Source organism: Lichenibacterium ramalinae (assembly GCF_004137085.1).
GTDB lineage: Bacteria > Pseudomonadota > Alphaproteobacteria > Rhizobiales > Beijerinckiaceae > Lichenihabitans > Lichenihabitans ramalinae.
Genome location: NZ_QYBC01000005.1, coordinates 172,120 through 192,672, shown reverse-complemented (window position 1 = coordinate 192,672; position 20,553 = coordinate 172,120). Strand labels below are relative to the sequence as shown.

Annotated in this window: 21 protein-coding genes and 1 pseudogene; 11 read left to right on the top strand and 11 right to left on the bottom strand. The window is 71.9% G+C overall.

Going from position 1 to position 20,553, the window contains the following annotated elements; all coding sequences use genetic code 11:
* Positions 1–105: 105 nt before the first annotated feature.
* Together D3272_RS07745 and D3272_RS07740 are read right to left on the bottom strand one after the other, a co-directional pair.
* Complete coding sequence (locus D3272_RS07745; protein WP_245496442.1) at positions 106–891, bottom strand: ABC transporter permease; 786 nt, start codon at positions 889–891, stop codon at positions 106–108.
* Between the two features lie 64 nt (positions 892–955).
* The gene (locus D3272_RS07740; protein WP_129218662.1) at positions 956–1,759 is read right to left on the bottom strand and encodes an ABC transporter ATP-binding protein; all 804 of its coding nucleotides are present in this window, start codon (positions 1,757–1,759) and stop codon (positions 956–958) included.
* Positions 1,760–1,978: 219 nt separating this feature from the next.
* On the opposite strand from D3272_RS07740, the gene D3272_RS07735 reads away from it, so the two are divergent.
* The 4 genes from D3272_RS07735 (at position 1,979) to D3272_RS07720 (ending at position 6,815) form a co-directional block, all read left to right on the top strand.
* Positions 1,979–3,349: an ActS/PrrB/RegB family redox-sensitive histidine kinase gene (locus tag D3272_RS07735; protein ID WP_129218583.1), complete on the top strand. Its 1,371-nt coding sequence runs from the start codon at positions 1,979–1,981 to the stop codon at positions 3,347–3,349.
* Between the two features lie 124 nt (positions 3,350–3,473).
* Positions 3,474–4,049, top strand: coding sequence for an ActR/PrrA/RegA family redox response regulator transcription factor (locus tag D3272_RS07730; RefSeq protein ID WP_129218582.1), 576 nt, complete (start codon positions 3,474–3,476; stop codon positions 4,047–4,049).
* Positions 4,050–4,178: 129 nt separating this feature from the next.
* On the top strand, positions 4,179–5,393 hold the full coding sequence (locus D3272_RS07725; RefSeq protein ID WP_129218581.1) for a lytic murein transglycosylase: 1,215 nt from the start codon (positions 4,179–4,181) through the stop codon (positions 5,391–5,393).
* Between the two features lie 75 nt (positions 5,394–5,468).
* Positions 5,469–6,815: a sodium:proton antiporter gene (locus D3272_RS07720; protein ID WP_245496435.1), complete on the top strand. Its 1,347-nt coding sequence runs from the start codon at positions 5,469–5,471 to the stop codon at positions 6,813–6,815.
* Between the two features lie 4 nt (positions 6,816–6,819).
* Here the strand turns inward: D3272_RS07720 and D3272_RS07715 are convergent, their stop codons facing one another.
* The 4 genes from D3272_RS07715 to D3272_RS07700 form a co-directional block, all read right to left on the bottom strand.
* A complete protein-coding gene (locus D3272_RS07715) occupies positions 6,820–8,118 on the bottom strand; it encodes an MFS transporter (protein WP_129218580.1) in 1,299 nt (432 codons plus the stop codon).
* 64 nt (positions 8,119–8,182) lie between these two features.
* Complete coding sequence (locus tag D3272_RS07710; RefSeq protein WP_129218579.1) at positions 8,183–8,413, bottom strand: hypothetical protein; 231 nt, start codon at positions 8,411–8,413, stop codon at positions 8,183–8,185.
* Between the two features lie 118 nt (positions 8,414–8,531).
* Positions 8,532–10,037 carry a carboxypeptidase M32 gene (locus D3272_RS07705; RefSeq protein WP_129218578.1) on the bottom strand — a complete coding sequence of 502 codons (1,506 nt, stop codon included), beginning with the start codon at positions 10,035–10,037 and terminating at the stop codon, positions 8,532–8,534.
* Positions 10,038–10,114: 77 nt separating this feature from the next.
* On the bottom strand, positions 10,115–10,318 hold the full coding sequence (locus D3272_RS07700) for a hypothetical protein (protein WP_129218577.1): 204 nt from the start codon (positions 10,316–10,318) through the stop codon (positions 10,115–10,117).
* 164 nt (positions 10,319–10,482) lie between these two features.
* On the opposite strand from D3272_RS07700, the gene D3272_RS07695 reads away from it, so the two are divergent.
* Positions 10,483–10,710 (top strand): hypothetical protein, encoded by a 228-nt coding sequence (locus D3272_RS07695; RefSeq protein WP_129218576.1) that lies wholly within the window; start codon positions 10,483–10,485, stop codon positions 10,708–10,710.
* A gap of 21 nt (positions 10,711–10,731) precedes the next feature.
* Positions 10,732–10,989 (top strand): annotated as a pseudogene (locus tag D3272_RS28365) (type II toxin-antitoxin system RelE/ParE family toxin); the annotation flags it as partial.
* A 54-nt stretch (positions 10,990–11,043) separates the two neighbouring features.
* On the opposite strand, the gene D3272_RS07685 reads toward D3272_RS28365, so the two are convergent.
* Together D3272_RS07685 and putA are read right to left on the bottom strand one after the other, a co-directional pair.
* Complete coding sequence (locus D3272_RS07685; protein WP_165361268.1) at positions 11,044–11,262, bottom strand: hypothetical protein; 219 nt, start codon at positions 11,260–11,262, stop codon at positions 11,044–11,046.
* A 67-nt stretch (positions 11,263–11,329) separates the two neighbouring features.
* On the bottom strand, positions 11,330–15,007 hold the full coding sequence (gene putA / locus D3272_RS07680) for a trifunctional transcriptional regulator/proline dehydrogenase/L-glutamate gamma-semialdehyde dehydrogenase (RefSeq protein ID WP_207210161.1): 3,678 nt from the start codon (positions 15,005–15,007) through the stop codon (positions 11,330–11,332).
* A gap of 168 nt (positions 15,008–15,175) precedes the next feature.
* Here putA and D3272_RS07675 point away from each other — a divergent pair, with 168 nt between their 5' ends.
* Positions 15,176–15,637 (top strand): Lrp/AsnC ligand binding domain-containing protein, encoded by a 462-nt coding sequence (locus D3272_RS07675; protein WP_129218573.1) that lies wholly within the window; start codon positions 15,176–15,178, stop codon positions 15,635–15,637.
* 84 nt (positions 15,638–15,721) lie between these two features.
* Here the strand turns inward: D3272_RS07675 and D3272_RS07670 are convergent, their stop codons facing one another.
* The 3 genes from D3272_RS07670 to D3272_RS07660 are packed head-to-tail and all read right to left on the bottom strand — an operon-like array spanning position 15,722 to position 16,590.
* Complete coding sequence (locus D3272_RS07670) at positions 15,722–16,108, bottom strand: type II toxin-antitoxin system VapC family toxin (RefSeq protein WP_129218572.1); 387 nt, start codon at positions 16,106–16,108, stop codon at positions 15,722–15,724.
* 4 nt (positions 16,109–16,112) lie between these two features.
* Complete coding sequence (locus D3272_RS07665; protein WP_129218571.1) at positions 16,113–16,361, bottom strand: AbrB/MazE/SpoVT family DNA-binding domain-containing protein; 249 nt, start codon at positions 16,359–16,361, stop codon at positions 16,113–16,115.
* A gap of 1 nt (position 16,362) precedes the next feature.
* Complete coding sequence (locus tag D3272_RS07660) at positions 16,363–16,590, bottom strand: hypothetical protein (protein WP_129218570.1); 228 nt, start codon at positions 16,588–16,590, stop codon at positions 16,363–16,365.
* Between the two features lie 228 nt (positions 16,591–16,818).
* Between D3272_RS07660 and D3272_RS07655 the strand changes: the two genes are divergently transcribed.
* From D3272_RS07655 to D3272_RS07640, 4 genes are all read left to right on the top strand, one after another.
* Positions 16,819–17,148 carry a LysE family transporter gene (locus D3272_RS07655; protein ID WP_207210160.1) on the top strand — a complete coding sequence of 110 codons (330 nt, stop codon included), beginning with the start codon at positions 16,819–16,821 and terminating at the stop codon, positions 17,146–17,148.
* Positions 17,149–17,311: 163 nt separating this feature from the next.
* Positions 17,312–18,256: a ketopantoate/pantoate/pantothenate transporter PanS gene (gene panS, locus D3272_RS07650; protein ID WP_129218568.1), complete on the top strand. Its 945-nt coding sequence runs from the start codon at positions 17,312–17,314 to the stop codon at positions 18,254–18,256.
* A gap of 105 nt (positions 18,257–18,361) precedes the next feature.
* Entirely contained in the window at positions 18,362–18,973 is a 612-nt protein-coding gene (locus tag D3272_RS07645) for a pyridoxamine 5'-phosphate oxidase family protein (protein WP_129218567.1), read from the top strand.
* Between the two features lie 137 nt (positions 18,974–19,110).
* Complete coding sequence (locus D3272_RS07640) at positions 19,111–20,283, top strand: dimethylmenaquinone methyltransferase (RefSeq protein ID WP_129218566.1); 1,173 nt, start codon at positions 19,111–19,113, stop codon at positions 20,281–20,283.
* The last annotated feature ends 270 nt before the right edge of the window (positions 20,284–20,553 follow it).

Below are 20,553 nucleotides of genomic sequence, written 5' to 3'. Positions count from 1 at the left end.
GGACGCGGGGGTGCCCCTCCCCGTGGCTGCACAGATAGCCGCTGCGCCCAGGGGCGACAACGGCGCGTGTCACGTTTCCGCATCGAATGCGGGCCGGATGCCGAATCATTCACCCATCTGCAGCAGGGTCCCGGCCGCGCGCGAAGCCCGCAGGAACCACAGGAAGGCCAGCGTGGCGGCGGCGAAGAGGCAGGCGTTGATGGCGAGCGCCTCGACCATGAGGTCGGTCCGCACGACGCCGTCGTTGAGGACCGCCCTGAGGCCCTCGAACACGTATGTCGGGGGCAGCGCCCAGGAGACCGGCTGCAGCCAGCCCGGCAGCACGGCGACCGGGTAGTAGACGCAGCAGAGCGGCAGCAGCAGGAACATGAAGCTCCAGGCGAGCTCCTCGGCGCCGAGCCCGTGGCGCAGGAGGAAGCCCGACACCACGAGGCCGACGCTCCAGCTGGTGAGCAGCAGGTTGGCGAAGAAGAACCCCAGCGCCAGCCCGAGACCCCACAGGTTGAAGCCGAAGAACAGCACCGCAAGGCCCGTGACCGGGACCACGCCGAGGGCGAGCCGCACGAGGCTCATCACCATCAGCGAGGCCACGAACTCCAGGGGGCGCAGCGGGCTCATGAACAGGTTGCCGACGTTGCGCGAATGCATCTCCTCGAGAAAGGAGAGCGAGAAGCCGAGCTGGCCGCGGAACAGCACGTCCCACAGCATGACGGCGCCGATCAGCGTGCCGGCCCCGACGGCCAGCTTGCCCTGCGGGCCGCCCGCCGCCGCCGCACCGCCGACGAAGCGCTGGATGAAGCCCCAGGTCACCAGCTGCACGGTCGGCCAGTACATGAGGTCGAGCAGCCGCGGCCAGGAGCCGCGCAGGAGGTAGGAATAGCGCGCCACCATGGCGCCGACGCGCGCGGGCGAGAAGGCGAGGCGGCTCACGGGCGCGCCCTCGGACGGGGCGGCGTCACGCCGTCGCCCCGTCGCCCGCCGCGGCGGGCCGGGCCTCGCCCGCGGCATCGGCCCGGGCCTCGCCGGTGCCGCGCGCGACGTCGAGGAACACCTCTTCCAGCGTGCCGCGGCCGAAGCGGGCCTTGAGGTCGCGGCTCGTGCCGTCCGCCACGATGCGGCCGGTCTTCATCACCACGACGCGGTCGCACAGGCGTTCGACCTCCGCCATGTTGTGGGACGCCAGCAGGATGCTGGTGCCGCGGGCGCGCCGGTCGGCCTCGATGAGGCCCCGCACCCAGTCGGCCGTGTCGGGGTCGAGCGAGGCCGTGGGCTCGTCGAGCAGCAGCACGTCGGGCCGGTTGAGCAGCGCCTTGGCGAGGGCGACGCGCGTCTTCTGGCCGGCCGACAGGGCGCCGGCCGGGCGATCCATGAAGTCGCCGAGGGCGAGGTCGGCCGCGAGTTCGGCGATGCGGGCGCGGCGGTCCGCCAGCCCGTAGAGCCGGGCGAAGACGTCGAGGTTCTGGCGCACGGTGAGGCGGTGGGGCATGTCGACGTAGGGGCTCTCGAAGTTCATGCGGCCGAGCACACGGTGCCGGTCCGTCGCCATGTCGGCGCCCAGCACCAGGGCCTGGCCCGAACTCGGCAGGATCAGCCCCATGATCATGCCGATCGTGGTGGTCTTGCCGGCGCCGTTGCCGCCGAGCAGGCCGCAGACGGTGCCGCGCGGGATGTCGAGGCTCAGCCCGTCGACGGCGGGCCGCCCCCGGTAGACCTTGGTGAGGGCGCGGAGCGCGATGGCGTGCGGCAGGGCGGCGGGCATCCGCCCCGTATAGACGATCCGTCGCACGGCGCCGAACCCGCAAGGGCCGGGGCCGGCAAGGGCAAAACCGCGCGGGGGGGCAGCCCGGCGCGGCGAAGCCCGCTATGGAGCGCTCGCGGCGCCCTCGCCCCGCGTGCACAGGCGCGCGGGCACTTTTGCATTTCGGGCGGCGTTGGCCCGGCAGCGCCGCGCCGCGATACCAGGACCCGTCCCGACCCCATGCCCAAACTGAGCGCCATCGACCTCGGGCAGCCCGCGCGGCGGCTGCGCGTCAACACCCTGTCGCGCCTGCGCTGGCTGGCGCTGACCGGCCAGGCCGGGGCCGTGCTCTTCACCCATCTCGTGCTCGGCTTCCCGCTGCCGCTCGTGGCCTGCCTGCTGATCATCGGCGCCTCGGTGGCCTGCAACATCATGCTGCGGCTCTATTACCCGCTGACGCACCGGCTGAACGACCGGGCCGCGACGGCGCTGCTCGGTTACGACCTCCTGCAGCTGTCCGCCCTGCTCTACCTCACGGGCGGGCTCGAGAACCCTTTCTCGATGCTGTTCCTGGCGCCCGTGATGATCTCGGCGGCCTCGCTGCCGCCGGGGCGCACCCTGGTGCTGGGGTCGGTGGCGGTGGTGGCCGCCACCCTGCTGGTGGTGTGGCACCGGCCCCTGCCCTGGCACCCCGGGGAAGAGATGCACCTGCCGTTCCTGTTCTCGGCCGGCATCTGGTGCGCCGTGGTGCTCGGCGTGGGGTTCATCGGCATCTACGCGTCGCGGGTGGCCGAGGAAGCCCGGCAGCTGTCCGACGCCCTGGCGGCCACGGAACTCGTGCTGGCGCGCGAGCAGCACCTGACGCAGCTCGACGGCCTCGCGGCGGCGGCGGCGCACGAACTCGGCACGCCCCTCGCCACCATCACGCTGGTGGTGCGCGAGATGCTCGGCCTCGTCGCCAAGTCGGGCCCGACCATCGAGGTTTCCCAGATCGCCGACGACATCCGCCTGCTCGACCAGGAAGCCCAGCGCTGCCGCGCCATCCTGGGCAAGCTGACCTCGCTCGGGACCGAGGCGGCCGGGCCCCTCGAGGAGATGACGCTGAGCCATCTCGTCGAAGAGGTGGTGGGCCCCCAGCGGAACTTCGACGTCGCCGTGACGGTGACGCCGATCGGCTTCGGCGACGAACCGGTCTGCGCCCGCAACCCCGCCATCCTCTACGGCCTCGGCAACCTCGTCGAGAATGCCGTGGACTTCGCCCGCCAGGTCGTGGCGATCGACGCCCATTGGACGCCCCAGGCCGTGAGCGTGACGGTGCGGGACGACGGGCCCGGGTTCGCCGCCGAGATCCTGTCGCGGCTCGGCGAACCCTACGTCACGACGCGCGGCGCGGGGGGGCGCAACAAATCCGAGGCCAATTCGGGCCTGGGCCTCGGGCTGTTCATCGCCAAGACGCTGCTGGAACGCTCCGGCGCCCGCGTCGTCACGTCCAACGCTTCGGCACCGGGCACGGGCGCGGTCGTCACGGTGACGTGGCCGCGCGCGCTGTTCGAGCGCGAACGGTCGGGGGCCGCCAGCGGCAAACAGCGCCGTACCCCTGTTTTGTTCTGATCCGCGCCTTATCTCATCCTGCATGGCCGCGAGGCCGACGACACGGCCCGTCCGAGGCGTGGACAAGCCCGAGCCTCGGGCAGGTCCGAAGCCCGCCCGAGGCCTCAGACCCACGGGATATGCCATGAGCCTTCAGTCCACGCCCGCCGATGCCGGCACGCCCCAGGTCCTCCACGGGGACGGTTCGCTGCTGATCGTCGACGACGACAAGCCCTTCCTCACTCGCCTGACCCGCGCCATGGCGAGCCGTGGCTTCCAGGTCGAGGCCGCCGAATCCGTCGCCGAAGGCCTCAGCGTCATCGAGCGCAGCGCCCCGGCCTATGCCGTGATCGACATGCGGCTCGCCGACGGCAACGGCCTCGACGTGATGTCCGAGCTGAAGGCCAAGCGGCCCGACGCCCGCGCCATCATCCTCACGGGCTACGGCAACATCGTCACGGCCGTGACGGCCGTGAAGCTCGGCGCCTTCGACTATCTCGCCAAGCCCGCCGATGCCGACGAGATCTACGGCGCCCTGATGGCCCTGCGCCACGACAAGGCCGAGGTGCCCGAGAACCCGATGTCGGCCGACCGGGTCCGCTGGGAGCACATCCAGCGCATCTACGAGCTGTGCGGTCGCAACGTGTCGGAGACGGCGCGCCGCCTCAACATGCATCGCCGCACCCTGCAGCGCATCCTGGCCAAGCGCGCCCCGCGCTGACCTCCCAAGGACAGGGCCGGCGCGGCCCTTCCTTCCACTTTGCGGACGAAGGGCACGACTGACGGCACCACGCCGCCTCGACCCTTCAGGAGCGAGCCTGTATTCCGGTCCGACCCAGGGGAGGATCGGATGCTCGGTTTGACGCGATGGCTGGCTGCCCCCCTCGTTGCCGCCGCGCTGGCGCTCCCGGCCCGCGCCGCCGAGCCCGCGCCGAAGCCTCCCTCGGCGGCGGCCCTGGCCGGGTTCATCGCCAGGCTGAGGCCCGCCGCGGAAGCGCGGGGCGTGTCGGCCACCACCTTCGACGCGGCCTTCGCCGGCATCGCCCCCGACCCCGCCGTCGCGGCCCTGACGCGGCGCCAGGCCGAACTCAACAAGCCGACCGGCGCCTATCTCGCCGCTGCCGTCACGCCGGCCCGCGTCGCGGAAGGCGCGGCGCTGCTGGCGCGATGGCACGACGATCTCGACCGCATCGCGGCGTCGTCCGGCGTGCCGGGGCCCGTCCTGGTGGCGATCTGGGGGCTCGAGACCGCATATGGTGCCGCGCCCGGGGCCAAGGACGTTGTCCGCTCCATGGCGACGCTCGGCGCCATGGGCTACCGGCCGGACCTCTACAGCGACGAATTGCTGGCGGCGCTCGACATCCTGCAGCGCGGGGACGCGTCGCGCGACCAGTTGCGCGGCTCCTGGGCGGGCGCCATGGGGCAGCCGCAGTTCATGCCGTCGAGCTTTCTCCGCTATGCGGCGGATGGCGACGGCGACGGCCGCCGCGACATCTGGGGCGACGTGCCCGACACGTTGGCGTCGATCGCCGGCTTCCTGCGCGGCCAGGGCTGGACTCCGGGCCTGCCCTGGGGGTTTCCCGTGACGCTGCCGGCCGGCTTCGACATCGGCAGCCAGCCCCGCGCGCCCTTCGCGGCCTGGGCCGGGCGCGGGCTCGTGCGGGCCGACGGGGGCGCCTTTCCCACCGAGGGCGACGCCGTGCTGTATTTCCCGGCGGGCGCCTCGGGGCCGGCTTTCCTGGCGACGACGAACTTCACCGTCATCAAGACATACAATTCGTCGGACAGCTACGTGCTGGCCGTCGGCACCCTCGCCGACCGCATGGCGGGGTCCGCCCCCGTGGCGGCCCCCTGGCCGACCGCGGCGCCGATCGGGCGCGAGGACCGCATCGCCCTCCAGGCGCGCCTCGCCGCGCTCGGCTATCCGGTCGACGACAGGACGGGCCGCATCAGCCTCGCGCTGCGCGACGCCATCCGGGCCGCGCAGGCGAAGAACGGCCTCGTGCCGGACGGCAACCCCACGGCGGCCCTGCTGCACGCCCTGCAGGCGGCCGGGGCGAGGTGAGGGTTAAGGTCCGGCGTTGAACCCGCTCTGCTTATCGCCGATAGGTCGCGTCCCCGACCCGTTCCGCGAGCCCCCATGATGCCATCCCACGCCGAGGTCGCCCCGACCCTCGCCTACGGCCTGCCCTTCGCGGGGCTGCTGCTGTCGATCGCGCTGCTGCCGCTGCTGCGGCCGCATTGGTGGGAGCGGCATTTCCCGTGGGTCACGGCCGTCTGGGCGCTGCTCTTCGCCCTGCCCTTCGCGGCGCTGCGCGGGACGGAGGAGGCCGGCAGAACGCTGCTGGAGGCGGTGGCGCACGAGTACCTGCCCTTCATCGTGCTGCTGCTGGCGCTCTTCGTGGTGGCGGGCGGTATCCGCATCTTCGGCAACCTCATCGGCACCCCGAACACCAACCTCGCCCTGCTGGGCCTCGGCACGCTCGGGGCGAGCCTGCTCGGCACGACCGGCGCCGCCATGCTGCTGATCCGCCCGCTGATCCGCGCCAACGGCGACCGCAAGCATCGGACCCATGTCTTCGTCTTCTTCATCTTCCTCGTCGGCAACATCGGCGGCTCGCTGACGCCCCTCGGCGACCCGCCGCTGTTCCTCGGCTTCCTGCGCGGCGTGGACTTCGGCTGGACGCTCGGCGCCATGGCGCCGCCGATGCTGCTGTCGTCGGGGCTGCTGCTGGCGCTGTTCACCCTGCTCGACCGCTGGTACTGGCGCCGGGAACCCGTGCTGCCTCCGAGCCACCTTCCGCGCAGCGTCGGCGTGGAGGGCCTCCACAACGTGGTCTTCCTCGCCGTGATCGTCGGCGCGGTGCTGATGAGCGGCCTGTGGCACTCGGGCCGGAGCCTGCCGGTCGGGCTCGGGGTGAGCCTGCGCTACGAGGACGCCGCCCGCGACCTCGCGCTGCTGGCGGCGGCCGGGCTGTCCTACGTGACCACGCCCTCGCGCATCCGCATCGAGAACGCCTTCACCTGGGTGCCGATCCGCGAGGTCGCGATCCTGTTCGCCGGCATCTTCATCACCATCGCGCCGGTCCTGGGGGCGCTGCAGGCCGGGGCCGCCGGGCCCTTCGCGCCCCTGCTTCACCTCGTCAGCCGGCCGGACGGCACGCCGGCGGTGGCGAACTACTTCTGGCTCACCGGCGCCCTGTCCTCGGTGCTCGACAATGCCCCGACCTACCTGGTCTTCTTCGACAGCGCAGGGGGCGACCCGGCGCGCCTCATGGGCGAGCATGCGGCGACGCTGCTCGCCATCTCCTGCGGCGCCGTCTTCATGGGCGCCAACACCTACCTCGGCAACGCGCCGAACTTCATGGTCAAGTCGATCTGCGAGGAACAGGGCATCCGCATGCCCGGCTTCTTCGGCTATCTGGCCTGGTCGGGACTGATCCTGCTGCCGCTCTTCGGCCTTCTGACGCTGGTGTTCTTCCGGTGAAGCGTCACGCTTCGCCGTCGTCAAGCCGCCGTCCGCGGGTTTCCGGCATGCCCAGCGCCGCCAGCGTGCCGAGGACGCTGAAGGCCGCGAGGTAATAGGCCGGCATCAGGCGATCGCCGGACACCGCCACGAGCTTGTTGACGAGGTAGTTGGTGGACCCGCCGAAGATCGAAACGGCCAGCGCGTAGACGATCGACAGTCCGGCGCTGCGGACGGAGCGCGGCAGCGATTCCGGGATCGCCACGATGATGGCGGCGGCGTTGATCGAGGACAGCGCCGACATCAGGAAGGTGACGGCATAGAGGGCGGCGGCCGACGGGGCGCGGGCGAGCCAGAAGAAGGCCGGCACGGCGAGGAGCGCGATCAGCGCCCGCGGCCACACCATCACGGGCCGTCGCCCGACCCGGTCGGCGAGCCAGCCGCCGAGCAGCGGGAAGGCGACCGACGCGAGGCCGAGCGCGATCGGCACCGCGGTCGACACCGTCTCGGTGAGGCCGAGGGTCGAGCGCGCATAGACCGGCATGTTGGTGCCGATGGCGTTCGACACCGTGGAGGCGGCGATGACCACGAAGGTCAGCCCGAGCAGCCGGCCATGGTCCCGCAGCAGAAGGCGCAGCACCGCGGTCGTCGAGCCCGGCGCCGCCGCGCCCTCGGCGGGGCCCGCCGTCTCGGGCAGGTGGCGGCGGATGACGAGGCCCACCGGCACGACGGCGAGGCCCAGCAGCACCATGACGCGCCAGCCCCACTGCCCCATGGCGCCCTCCCCCACGGCCAAAGACAGCGCCGAGGCCACGAGGCCGGCGAACAGCGCCGCGCAGCCCTGGCTGGCGATCTGCCAGGAGGCGATGAAGCCACGGCGCGGCGGCGGCGCCGCCTCGAGCAGGTAGGCGGTGGAGGGCCCGACCTCGCCGCCGAGCGCCAGGCCCTGGATCAGCCGCCCCGCGATGACGATGGCCTGGGCGGGCCAGCCGAGCGTCGCCGTGCCGGGCGTCACCGCCAGCAACAGCATGCCGAGCGCCATGAGCGCGATGGTCAGCACCATGGCGGGCTTGCGGCCGGCGCGGTCCGCCAGGGCACCGATGACGATGCCGCCGAGCGGCCGCATGACGTAGCCGATGCCGAACAGCGCCAGCGAGGCCAGCAGGCTGCTGGTCGGGTCCTTGGCGGGGAAGAAGGCTTCGCCGATCGGCACGGCGAAGAAGGCGTAGACGGTGAAGTCGTAGAACTCGAGCGCGTTGCCGAGCACCACGGCGGCGACGGCCTTGCCGTCCAGCCTGGGGTGGGTCGTGTCCGGGAGTGCCATCCGTCGAAGATGCGCGGGCGGCGGATTGGTTCAGCGGCGGGCGGCGGTTTCCCCCCGGGGCGGGTCAGCCGATGGCCGAGCCGAAGGTTTCCATGGTCCAGCGCGACGCGACGCGATGGGCCGCGTAGATCTTGAGGTCGGCGTCGTCGGGCTCGCGCCCGTCGCGCCAGTTCGGCCGGTCGTGCAGCCGCAGCCGCAGGTCCTGCACCGACGTGATGACGAAGGGATACACGTCCCCGGCGGGGCTGAAGACCGTGACCTCGTCCCCCATGCCCTTGACGGACCATTCCTTCATGGATCTCACCTCCAGGGAGTGACGGTACGGAACGGTCATAGTGGGGCTCAACGGCATCGGTAGGGCATGTTCATGTCAAAGGCGTCACAAGCCTTAAGGATGTTTTAAGCAAACCCCGTCACGCGGCCGCACCGTCGCCGAGATAGCGGCGGTTGAGATGCGCGAGGTAGCTGTCGAGGCCGAGCGGGCGACCGGTCGCCTCCGTCAGGATCTCGTCGGTGCTCTGCGAGGAGCCCTTGCCGTGGACGTTGGCCCTCAGCCAGCCGAGCAGCGGCGCGACGTCGCCCCGCGCCAGGCCGGGCCGGATGTCGGGCTCGGCGGCGGTCGCGGCCTCGAAGAGCTGGGCGGCCGCCACAGCCCCCAGCGTGTAGGTGGGAAAATAGCCGAAGGCGCCCCCGGGCCAGTGGATGTCCTGCAGGCAGCCGCGCGCCGCATCCGGCACGTCGAGGCCGAGCAGCGCCTTCACGCCCGCGTCGAAGGCGCCCGGCAGGTCGGCGACGGCGAGGTCGCCGTCCACCATGGCGCGTTCGAGGTCGTAGCGGAGCAGGATGTGGGCCGGGTAGGTCACCTCGTCGGCGTCGACGCGGATGAAGCCCGGGGCGACGCGGGTGTAGATGCGGTACAGCGTGTCGGGGTCGAGCCCGGCCGCCTCCGCCCCGAAGGCCTCGGCCAGCACGGGGGCGAGGTGGCGCATGAACTCCGGCGTGCGGCAGGCCTGCATTTCGAGGAGCAGCGACTGGCTCTCGTGCAGCGTCATGCCGCGCGCGTCGCCCACGGGCTGGCCGAGCCAGCGCTGCGGCCGGCCCTGCTCGTAGAGCGCGTGGCCGGTCTCGTGCACGACGCCCATGAGCGAGCGGGTGAAGTCCCCCTCGGCGTAGCGGGTGGTGATGCGCACGTCGGAGGTGGCGCCGCCGCAGAAGGGATGGAGGCTGGTGTCGAGCCGGCCGCGGGCGAAATCGAAGCCGAGGTCGCCCATCAGCCGCTCGCCCACCGCCCGCTGCGCCGCCACCGGGAAGGCTCCGGACACCGGGGGAAGCTCCCCCTGGCGGGCCTGGCGCTCGCAGGCCGCCCGGATGAGCCCGGGGATCTCGGCGCGGAGCCGGTCGAACAGCGGATCGATGCGGGCGCGGCGCAGGCCGGGGTCGTATTGGTCGAGCAGCGCGTCGTAGGGGGCGAGGCCGAGCGCCGCCCCCTTGGCCTCGCCGACCGCGCGGGCGAGGCGCAGCATCTCGGCGAGATGCGGGCGCAGGATCGCGAAATCGCTTCTGGCGCGCGCCTCGCGCCACGCCATCTCGGCGGCGGAGGCGGCCTTGGATTCGGCCTCGACGAGGTCGCCCGGCACCGCGACGGCATGGGCGTAGGCGCGCCGCATCTCGCCGAGGTTCGCGGCCTGCCAGGGGTCGAGGTCGGCGGCGCGGGCTTCGGCGGCGTCGAGCAGGTCGGCGGTGGTGGGGGCGACGAGCAGCTCGTGGGCGAGGCCGCGCAGCGTGGCGAGCTGCTCGGCGCGGCCCTCCGCGGCCCCGGTCGGCATCAGGGTCTGGGCATCCCAGCCGAGGATGCCGGCGGCATCGTTGAGGGAGCGGAGCCGGCCGAACAGCCGCTCGAGGGACAGGTAAGGGGTCATCCGTCCTCTCTACCAGAGCCGAGGGGGGCACGTCAGCGGCGCACCCTCCCGCATCGTCGCGCGGGAGGGTGCGGGTGTCAGTGGGACGTGGCGCCCTCGAGCGCGGCCTTGCCGGCCTCGGTCAAGACGAGCTGGCCCTTCTGGCGCGGCACCGGGCGGTTCTCGATGAGGCCGCCGGCGATCATCGGGTTCAGTTCCGACATGTTGAAGAAGATGCCGAGGACCGGCTCCTTGGCTTCGACCCAGCGCAGAAGCTTCTGCTGGTGAACGTCGACTTGCATGGCTTCCTCCGCCGTGGATGTGGGGATGAGTCTGGCGGGTCGTGGTTAACAAGTCGTGAAGGCCAGCCGCGCCGATCCGACCGGAAGAGGCGGGCAGGCCGTGCCGGGGGTCCTGGCGACATCGTGCCTGCCTTTCGGCGGCGTCCCGGTGTCGGATCGATGCCATGAGCAGCCTTGTCGATCACGCCGTGGAACGGCTCCGCGCCCTGCCCCCAGAGGTCCAGGACGAGGTGGCGCGCGTCCTCTTGCAACTGACTGGCGAAGATCAGCCGCATTATCGCTTGACGACCGAGGACGTGGCCGACCTCGACGCAGCCGATGCAGAGATCGCGCGTGGCGCGCTGGCGACCGATGACCAGATCCGCGCCGTCTGGGCGAAGCATGGTCCGTGAAGGTCACCCTTCACGACGACGGCCCTCCGGCAGCTCGATACCGTCCTGACCTACATCGGGGAGCGCAGTCCCCAGGGCGCCGAGAGCGTCGGGTTGCGCCTGCGAAGCCTGTTTGCTCTCCTCGCCGAACACCCGTTCATCGGCCGCACGACCGACCGCCCCGGCGTGCGTCGGCTATCGGCTCAGCCGTCGCCCTGTGCCGTCTTCTATCGCGTGAGCGGACAGACCGTGATCGTGCAGCGCATACGCCGTGTCTCGCGCCGGCTGGACCCGTCGTGATCGAGCGAGAGGCTCGCGTCTCGCTTCACCGGCGGAGGGGACGCGGAAGCGCCCTCAGATCAGCCCGTGGGCGACGGCATAGTCTTCGGCGGCCTTGCGGGCGAGTTCGAGGGTGCGGAGCGGGGGCGCGACCGGGAGGGTGCCGACCTTGACGCTGGTGCGCACCGGCTTGCGGGTCGCCTGGAGTTCGTCGAGCGGGAAGGTGAAACGCTGGCCGGCCTCGTTCGTGGCCTCCAGCCGGTCCTCGGCGATCGCCACCACGGTGAAGTTCATGCCCGCCTCGTCCCGATCCATCGCGCCGCCCCGGCCTGCGTAGAGGCCCGGGGCAGCGCGATCAAGCTCAGCCGATCGACATCAGGCTGGCATTGCCGCCCGCCGCCGCCGTGTTGGTGGAGATCGAGCATTCTTCCAGCAGGCGCACGAGGTCGTAGTCTTCCCGCTCGGCCGAGCGCAGGGCCTGCAGCGACAGGATGGGGCCGTCGCGCTCGGCGATGCGGCGCGACAGGGCGAGCAGCGCATCCGCCTCCCCCTCGAACAGCACGCCGCGCAGCCCCGCGACGGCGTACCAGTCGTCGACGACGAGCACCTGCGCGGCGACGTCGGCCGGCAGGCCGGCGAGGGTCGCGGCCGCGGGCCGCTCCACCACGGCGACGTTGCCGGTCGCCAGGATGGCGCCGACCTGGACGCGCAGGCCCGCTTCGCCGAGCGCCAGGGCGGCGATTCGGCCGCGCGGGCGCAGCGCGTAGACGTTGCGCTCGCCGACGGGGCCGGGCAGTTCCACCTTGGCGCCGAGCGCCGAGCGCGACAGGTCGGCGATGCAGCGCTCCGCCTCCGCCTCGTGGCCGCTCGCCCGCAGCCAGTCCGCGTAGGCGCGGGCGGTCGCGAGCGCGGGCGCGGCGGCTTCGAGGCCGCGCAGGGCGGTGGCGGGCGGGATGTCGAGCAGGCGCCCGAGGTAGAGCGGGCCGCCGGCCTTGGGCCCCGTGCCCGACAGGCCCGAGCCGCCGAAGGGCTGCACCCCCACCACGGCGCCGATGACGTTGCGGTTGACGTAGACGTTGCCGGCCTCGACCGCCCCGACGACGCGCGCGATCGTCTCGTCGATGCGGGTGTGGAGGCCGAAGGTGAGGCCGTAGCCGGTGGCGTTGATGGCGCCGACCAGCGCGTCGAGGTCCTGGCGGCGGAAGCGCAGCACGTGCAGCACGGGGCCGAAGACTTCGCGCTCCACGTCGGCGATGCGGCCGATCTCCACGATGGTGGGGGCCACGAAGGTGCCGTGGCGGGCCGCCTCGGGCAGCGGCAGGCTCTCGACGGCGTGGCCGCGGGCCCGCATGGCCTCGACGTGGGCCAGGATGCCGTCGCGCGCCTCCGCCGTGATGACGGGGCCGACGTCGACCGACAGGGCGCGGGGATCGCCGATCTCGAGTTCGCGCAGCGCCCCCTTCAGCATGGCGAGCGTGCGCTCCGCCACGTCCTCCTGCAGGCACAGGATGCGCAGGGCCGAGCAGCGCTGGCCGGCGGAATCGAAGGCCGAGGCGATGACGTCCGCCACCACCTGTTCGGCGAGGGCCGAGGAATCCACCACCAGCGCGTTCTGCCCGCCGGTCTCGGCGATGAGCGGCACGGGCTTGCCGTCCGGCGTCAGGCGGCCGGCGAGCTGGCGCTGGATCAGCCGCGCCACCGCGGTGGAACCGGTGAACATCACGCCCATGACACGGGCGTCGGCGACGAGCGCCGCCCCGACCTCGCCGGCCCCGGGCACGAGCTGGAGCGCGTCGGCCGGCACGCCGGCGGCGTGGAGCAGGCGCACGGCCTCGGCGGCGACGAGCGGCGTCTCCTCGGCGGGCTTGGCCAGCACCGGGTTGCCGGCCGCCAGCGCCGCCGCCACCTGGCCGGTGAAGATCGCCAGCGGGAAGTTCCAGGGGCTGATGCACACCACCGGGCCCAGCGCGGCGTGGCGCTCCGACCCGAAGGTGCGGGTGAGCTCGGCGCCGTAATAGCGCAGGAAGTCCACCGCCTCGCGCACCTCGGCGACGGCATTGGCGTAGGATTTGCCGGCCTCGCGCACGATGAGGCCGATCAGCACCGGCATGCGGGCTTCGAGGGCGTCGGCGGCGCCGGCCAGGCAGGCGGCGCGCGCGTCGGCGGGCGTGGCGGCCCAGGCTGGCGCGGCGGCGGCGGCCCGTGCCAGGGCTTCGGCGACCTCGGGCTCGGTCGCGTGGCGGGCGACCCCCACGACGTCGCGCCGGTCGGCCGGGTTCAGCACCGGCGCGGCGCCCTCCTCGTCCGTGACGCCGGGCGGCAGCGCCGTCCAACGCGTCGCCGCGCTCTTCTCGAGCGCGGCGCCGAGCGCCGCCAGCGCGTCCTCGTCCGACAGGTCGAGCCCGCGGGAGTTGGCCCGGTCCGGGAACAGGTCGCGCGGCGCCGCGATCCGCTCGTGCGGGGCGCCGACCGGGCTCATGGCCCGCACCGCCGCGACGGGGTCGACGACGAGGTCGTCGACCGCGACCCTGTCGTCGGCGATGCGGTTGACGAAGGACGAGTTGGCGCCGTTCTCGAGCAGGCGCCGCACCAGATAGGCCAGCAGCGTCTCGTGGGTGCCGACGGGCGCGTAGATGCGGCAAGGCCGGTCGAGCTTCTGCGGCCCCACCACCTCGTCGTAGAGCGGCTCGCCCATGCCGTGCAGGCACTGGAACTCATATTGGCCGCGGTAGAAGTTCGGCCCCGCCATGGCCATGATGGCCCCCACCGTCTGGGCGTTGTGGGTGGCGAACTGCGGGAAGACGGCGTCGGGCGCGGCGAGCAGCCGTCGCGCGCAGGCGAGGTAGCTCACGTCCGTGTGGACCTTGCGGGTGAAGACCGGGAAGCCGCCCTGCCCGTCCGCCTGGGCGCGCTTGATCTCGGAATCCCAATAGGCGCCCTTCACCAGCCGCACCATGATGCGGCGGTTCGAGCGGCGGGCGAGGTCGACGATCCAGTCGATGGCGAAGGGGCAGCGCTTGCCGTAGGCCTGGATGACGAAGCCGATGCCGTTCCAGCCCGCGAGGTCCGGGTCGAAGGCCAGGGCTTCGAGCAGGTCGAGCGAGATCTCGAGCCGGTCGGCTTCCTCGGCATCGATGTTGAGGCCGATGTCGTAGGATTTCGCCAGCGCCGCCAGCCCTTTGACGCGCGGCAGCAGCTCACCCGTCACGCGCGCCTGCTTGGCCCGGCTGTAGCGCGGGTGCAGGGCCGACAGCTTGATGGAGATGCCCGGCCCCTCGTAGATGCCGCGCCCCGCCGAAGCCCTGCCGATGGCGTGGATGGCGGTCTCGTAGTCGGCGAGGTAGCGGGTCGCGTCCTCGGCAGTCGTCGCGGCCTCGCCCAGCATGTCGTAGGAATAGCGGAAGCCGCGCGCTTCCAGCCTGCGGCTGTTCGCCAGCGCCTCGGCGATGGTCTGGCCGGTGACGAACTGCTCGCCCATCATGCGCATGGCGAGGTCGGTGCCCCGGCGGATCAGCGGCTCGCCGCCGCGGCCGATGAGGCGCGTCAGCGCGCTGCCGAGCGAGGATTCGCTCGTCGTGGTGGTGAGGCGCCCGGTGACGACGAGCCCCCAGGTGGCGGCGTTGACGAACAGCGACGGGCTCTGGCCGACATGGGCGCGCCAATCGCCGGTGGAGATCTTGTCGCGGATCAGGGCGTCGCGCGTGGCGCCGTCCGGGATGCGCAGCAGCGCTTCGGCGAGGCACATGAGGGCGACGCCCTCCTGGCTCGACAGGGCATATTCGTGGATCAACCCCTCGACGCCGCCGCCGCGCGGCTTGGCCCGCAGCCGCTCGACGAGGCTGCGCGCCGTGGCGGCGGCCTTCGCGCCGGCCTCGGCCGGCAAGCTCGCGCTCTCGAGCAGCGCCGCCACGCAGTCGGCCTCGGGCCGCCGATAGGCGGCCGTGATGGCGGCGCGCAGCGGGTCCTGCCGCTTCACCGAGGGGGCGAAGGCCGCGAAGGTCGAGGCCTCGGGCCGGCCGGCCGGAACAGGGATCGTCATGGGGGCGCTCGTGCGGCAGGCCGGCCAAGGGGACCGAGGGATCGGCGGGACCGGCTTCCCACCGTCGATGCCGCGTTGTATCACCCGTCGTGCCGCGCTTCCAGCGGCCGATCTCGCCATTTCGCCGCCGCATCAGCGGTAAAATGCGCGTTCGACCGGGGAACCGTCATGGACTCCAGCGACCTCAAGATCCTCGACATCCTGCAGGCCGACGGCCGCATCACGACGAGCGACCTCGCCGAGCGCCTGCGCCTGTCGCCCACCGCCACGGGCGAGCGGTTGCGCCGCCTGACGCGGGACGGCGTGATCACGGGCTATGGCGCGCGGCTCGACCCCGCCCGGCTCGGGCTGGGGCTGCTGGTCTTCGTCGAGGTGTCGCTCGACAAGACGACCTCGGACGTCTTCGCCCAGTTCGCCCGGGCGGTGCGGCTGACGCCCGAGATCCTGGAATGCCACATGGTGGCGGGCGGCTTCGACTATCTCGTCAAGGCCCGGGTCGCCGACATGGCGGCCTACCGCGGCTTCCTCGGCGACGTCCTGGTGGCGCTGCCGGGCGTGAAGGAGACCCGCACCTATGCCGTGATGGAGGAGGTGAAGCGCGACGGGCCGTTGCCGGTGCGGGGCGGGTGAGGGGATAGGCGCATCTGGGGGCTCAGGGGCGAGCCGTATAGGGCACGCCAAAGAAACGGGTCACGCGATATCTGCGTGGGGCCCTCAGCGGATGAGTTCGATCCGGACGGAGAGATCGAGCTGTCCCCAGGCTCGGTCTGCCGTGAGCGCAATCCACTGACAGATATCGGCCAGAGCCAAGCAAGCGCGATCGCCGAACGACAATCCGGCGCCACGAGTGGCGGCACGCAACTCGCCAGCCCTGATGGCTTGAGCGCGGTCGAAAGCGACGACGTCGAAACGGAGCGGGTCCAGCATGGCCGTTACGATTTCAGCGGTACCACCCCGCTCCACGATCTTCGCGACAACCTCCGATAAGTTCACAGCGGAGATCACGGCATCGTCAAAAGCGGCTTCGACCTTTTCGGCTCCGGCCTCGTCGTTGAGCAAGCACAGAAGAGCAGAGGCGTCGAGCACGTAGCGTTTGGGCAAAATCCTAGTCCCGGGCCGATTCGGCGCGCCGGTCGGCGATCAGCTCATCGACAAGGCTCACGTCTTGCGGAACAAGTTGACGCAAAATCCGTCGTGCATTCTTGAGATCCATCTTGCGGGGACGGACGCGCAGCTCGCCATCGACGATCTCGACGAGGACAGTGTCGCCGACCGTGATCCCGAGTTCACGACGGAGGATAGCCGGTATCACCAACGTCCCGCCATCCACGATCTTGACCGCGCGAGAGGTCATGTCACGATGTCCCTTCCTGCAACATCTCCCTTATGGTACCGATCGTGGTCCATTTCCACCCCTCTTCATTCTGATCCGAACAGCTCGTGCCACAGTCGATCAGAGAAGATGCGGTCCGGATGACCGCGTAGAACTCGGCGCCGGCAGCGGACAGGTGTCGTGCGCCCCAGCGCGCGGCGATCCGTCGATCCGCGAGCGGTTTGAAGACGAATATGAAGGCTTGGCTCACGGTCAAAAGCTTCGCGGTCGTCGGGGTCCCACGGGAGACCGTGGAAGGTGAAAGCGAAGCGCAGGCTTGGATTTGCGCTCTCGGCTGACCAAACGCTGCCGAATTACGAAGCGTGATCTCATGTGCTGGGTCACTGTCCATCTGTTGGGGTCTCGACTGGACCGAAAGGCGCTTGTCGCGCCACTATTCACGAGTGCTATGGCGGCAACCTCTCACGAGAAGGTCACCTTGACGTTAGCACCCCAGCTTCTGACTTTGTCAGCTGTCTTCCTTCTTGCATGTATCAGCCCAGGACCTGACTTCACCGCCGTCACGTCGAATGCGCTCGCCGATCGACTGCGGGGGTTGGGCGTTGCCGTCGGCGTCGCCGTCGCCTGTACGATTTGGGCTACGCTGGCGATGTTCGGTCTCGGCCTCCTGCTCACGAAAATCGCTTGGCTTCACGAAGCCGTTCGTCTGGGTGGCGCAGCGTACCTACACTACCTCGGCGTGAAGATGCTGCTCGGCGCTCGGCATCCGCCCGCCGGCATGCAGGTCGAAGCCACTCGAAACGCGTGAGTTCCCGACGCTCTGCATTGGCCTCGTCGATGGCGCAGGCGACCCTCCGGACCAGCCGCGAATGCGGAGGCGCGCCGCCCTTCCGGCCCCGGCGCTTTACGCCCGCCCCCGAACCTGAGACACGGTGCCACCCGCTTCCCTCGCGAAAGCCAGACCCGCCCCCGTGTCCCTCAGCCGCCTCTTCCCCCTCTGGGCCGCCATCGTGGCGGTCGCCGCCTATCTGGCGCCCGCCACCTTCCGGCCGCTGCTGCCCTGGGTCACGGACCTCCTGACGCTGGTGATGTTCGCGCTCGGCGTCACGCTGACCTTCGCGGATTTCCGCCGCGTCCTCCTGCGGCCGGCCCCCGTCGTCGCCGGGGTGGTGGTGCATTACCTCGTGATGCCGCTCGCCGCCTGGCTCATCGCCCGCGCGCTCGGCCTGCCGCCCGAGCCCACCACCGGCATGATCCTCGTCGGCAGCGTGGCGAGCGGCACGAGTTCGACGCTGATGGTGTTCCTCGCCGGCGGCGACGTCGCCCTCTCCGTCACCATCGCCGCCATGTCGACCCTCGTCGGCATCGTGGCGACGCCGCTGCTGGTGCGCTTCTACGTGGATGCTTCCGTGCCGGTCGACGTCTGGGCGCTGCTGCTCGGCATCGTGCAGATCGTGGCGGTGCCGGTGGGGTTGGGCCTGCTGCTGAACCAGGTCGCGCCCCGCCTCGTGCGCCGGTTCGAGCCCGCCCTGCCCCTCGTGTCCATGGCGGCCATCCTGCTCATCATCGCGGCCGTGGTGGCGGGCAGCCAGGCCAGCATCGCCGCCGTGGGGCCGCTCGTCATGCTGGCGGTGGTGCTGCACAACGGCGTCGGCCTCCTCGGCGGCTATTGGGGCGGGCGGGCGCTCGGCTTCGACGAGAGCACCTGCCGCACCCTGGCCTTCGAGGTCGGCATGCAGAACTCCGGCCTCGCGGCGGCGCTCGGCAAGCTGTATTTCTCGCCCCTCGCCGCCCTGCCGGGCGCCCTCTTCTCCGTGTGGCACAACCTGTCGGGCTCGATGCTGGCAGGCTATTGGGCCAACCGCCTGCCCGTCGCGGCGGACGCGGCGCCGCGCCCCCTCGCCGAAGAGGCCTGAGCCGAAGAGGCCTGAGCCTAGGACGCCCGAGCCGAGCCACCCTGCACGGCGGCGGTTGCCGCGGCGGGCGGGCCGGGGCAGTGTCGGGGCGCGGAGGAGCATCCCATGCCGATCACCAGTCTGGCCGAACTCGAGGCCCTCTACACGCCGGCGCCCTCGCAGCCCGCCCTGGTCAAGGAGGTGGACCGCATCACGCCGCACTACCGGCGGCTGATCGAGGCGTCCCCGTTCCTGGCCCTGGCCACGACGGGCCCCGAGGGGCTCGACTGCAGCCCGCGCGGCGATGGGGCCGGCTTCGTGCGTGTGCTCGACGACCGCACGCTCGTCATCCCGGACCGGCGCGGCAACAACCGCATCGACTCGCTGCGCAACATCCTGCGCGACCCGCGCGTGGCGCTGCTGTTCCTGATCCCCGGCTCCGGCACCACCTTCCGGGTCAACGGCCGCGCCACCGTGACGGCCGACCCGGAGCTGCTGGCATCCCTCGAGGTGGAAGGTCACCGGCCCCGCACCGCCATCGTCCTCACCGTCGAGGCCGCCTATTTCCAGTGTTCGCGCGCGGTGCTGCGCGCGGCCCTGTGGGACCCGGAGCGCCACGTCGCCCCCGACGCCCTGCCGACGCCCGGCGAGATCCTGGCGGCCCTGTCGGGCGACCGCGTCGGAGGCCCGGTCTACGACGCCGCCTGGCCGGAGCGCGCCAAGGCTTCGATGTGGTGAGGCTTCGATGTGGTGAGGCTACGATGTGATGAGGCTTCGCCCGGTGAGGCGTCCGGCGCGGCCGTGCCCGTGACGACCCGCCTCCCCTGTTCCCACCCCCGTCATCCACCCGCACCGGTCCTCGAGGCACCCGTCCCGTGAAGCTCACCCAGATCACCCACCACGACCTCGACGGATACGGCGCCGCCACGGTGGTGCGGTCCCGCGCCGACGTGGACCGCATCGTCCACGTGTCGCGCTATTCCGACGTCGGCCCCGTGGTGTCGGCCGAACTGGCGCGGCTCGGCCGGGCCGGAGAGCCCGAACGGCTGCTGATGACCGACCTCGGCCTCGAGGCGCCGGCCGTCGCCTTCATCCGGGACATGGTGGCGCTGAACGCCCGCCGCCCGCCGGAAAGGCGGCACGACCTCGTCGTCCTCGACCACCATGCCTCCTCGCTCGACCAGCTGGCGGCGGGCGGCTTCGGGCTCGGCGAGGGGCTTCCGGCCTGGCCCGATGCCAAGCGCGTGGCCACCGGCGACCCGGCCGTCACGGTGCTGATCGACGACACGCGCTGCGCCACGCGCCTCGCCTTCGACCACGGCGACCTCTTCGGCGCGCGGGACGCCGAGCCGGCGGTCGCCGAAGCCCTCGCCGTCATGGTCGAGGCGGTCGACGCCGTCGACCTGTGGAAGAAGGAGCGGCCGATCTTCCGCCAGGCCCAGGTGCTGGACGAGGTGTTCTGGGACAACGTGTCGGGCTACATCCCGCTCGGCCATCCCTGGCACGACCGCTTCATCGGCGACCTGCTGCTCGGCCTGGCGGCCCGCCTCGGCGGCGGTGCCGCCCCGGCCGCCATCGAGCGGGATGCCGGCGCGCTGCGCGCCGCCATCGTCGACGCCATGCTGGCCGGCCGGCCGGGCGACGACCCCGAGGCCACGACGCGCATGCGGCTCGCCCCCCTGCTGGCCGCCGCGCCGGAGCTGTTCCGGCGGCTGAAGGGCGGCGCGAAGCTGTCCTTCGGCCTCGATTCGGGGGTGTTCCAGCGCGTGTCGGACGCCATCCTGACGAGCCGCGACGCCGCGCTGGTCATCAACGTCGGCCGCTCGGGCTCCATGTCGTTCCGTTCCACCGACGGCTCGGCGCTGGATGCGGCCCGCAATTTCCGCGGCGGCGGCCACCGCGACGCCGCCGGCGGCCGCTTCGTCGCCAACGCCCCGACCAGCCTGGCGGATGCCGTGGACCAGGTCTCGGCCGTGCTCCACCCGCCCGAGCCCGCCCCCTCCAGCAGCCCCTTCGCGGTCCTGCGGGACCTCAAGCCCCGCGCCTGACACAGCAGGGCTCCGGACTCGGGTCGATGTGGAACCGTCGGGAGCGCCCTTCTCCCGCTGGCGGGAGGAAGTGGCGCCGCGCAGCGGCGTCGGACGAGGGTGGGAGCCCCGCGCGTCGTCGGTGCATCGACCCTTTGTGGCCTTTCAGCCCGTCGTCATCCCTCATCCGGCGCTTCGCGCCACCTTCTCCCCCCAGGGGAGAAGGGCGAAGCGGCTCCGTTGACCTCGGTTCGGAGCCCTGGCCAATACCGGTGGCTGGAGGCGACGCCG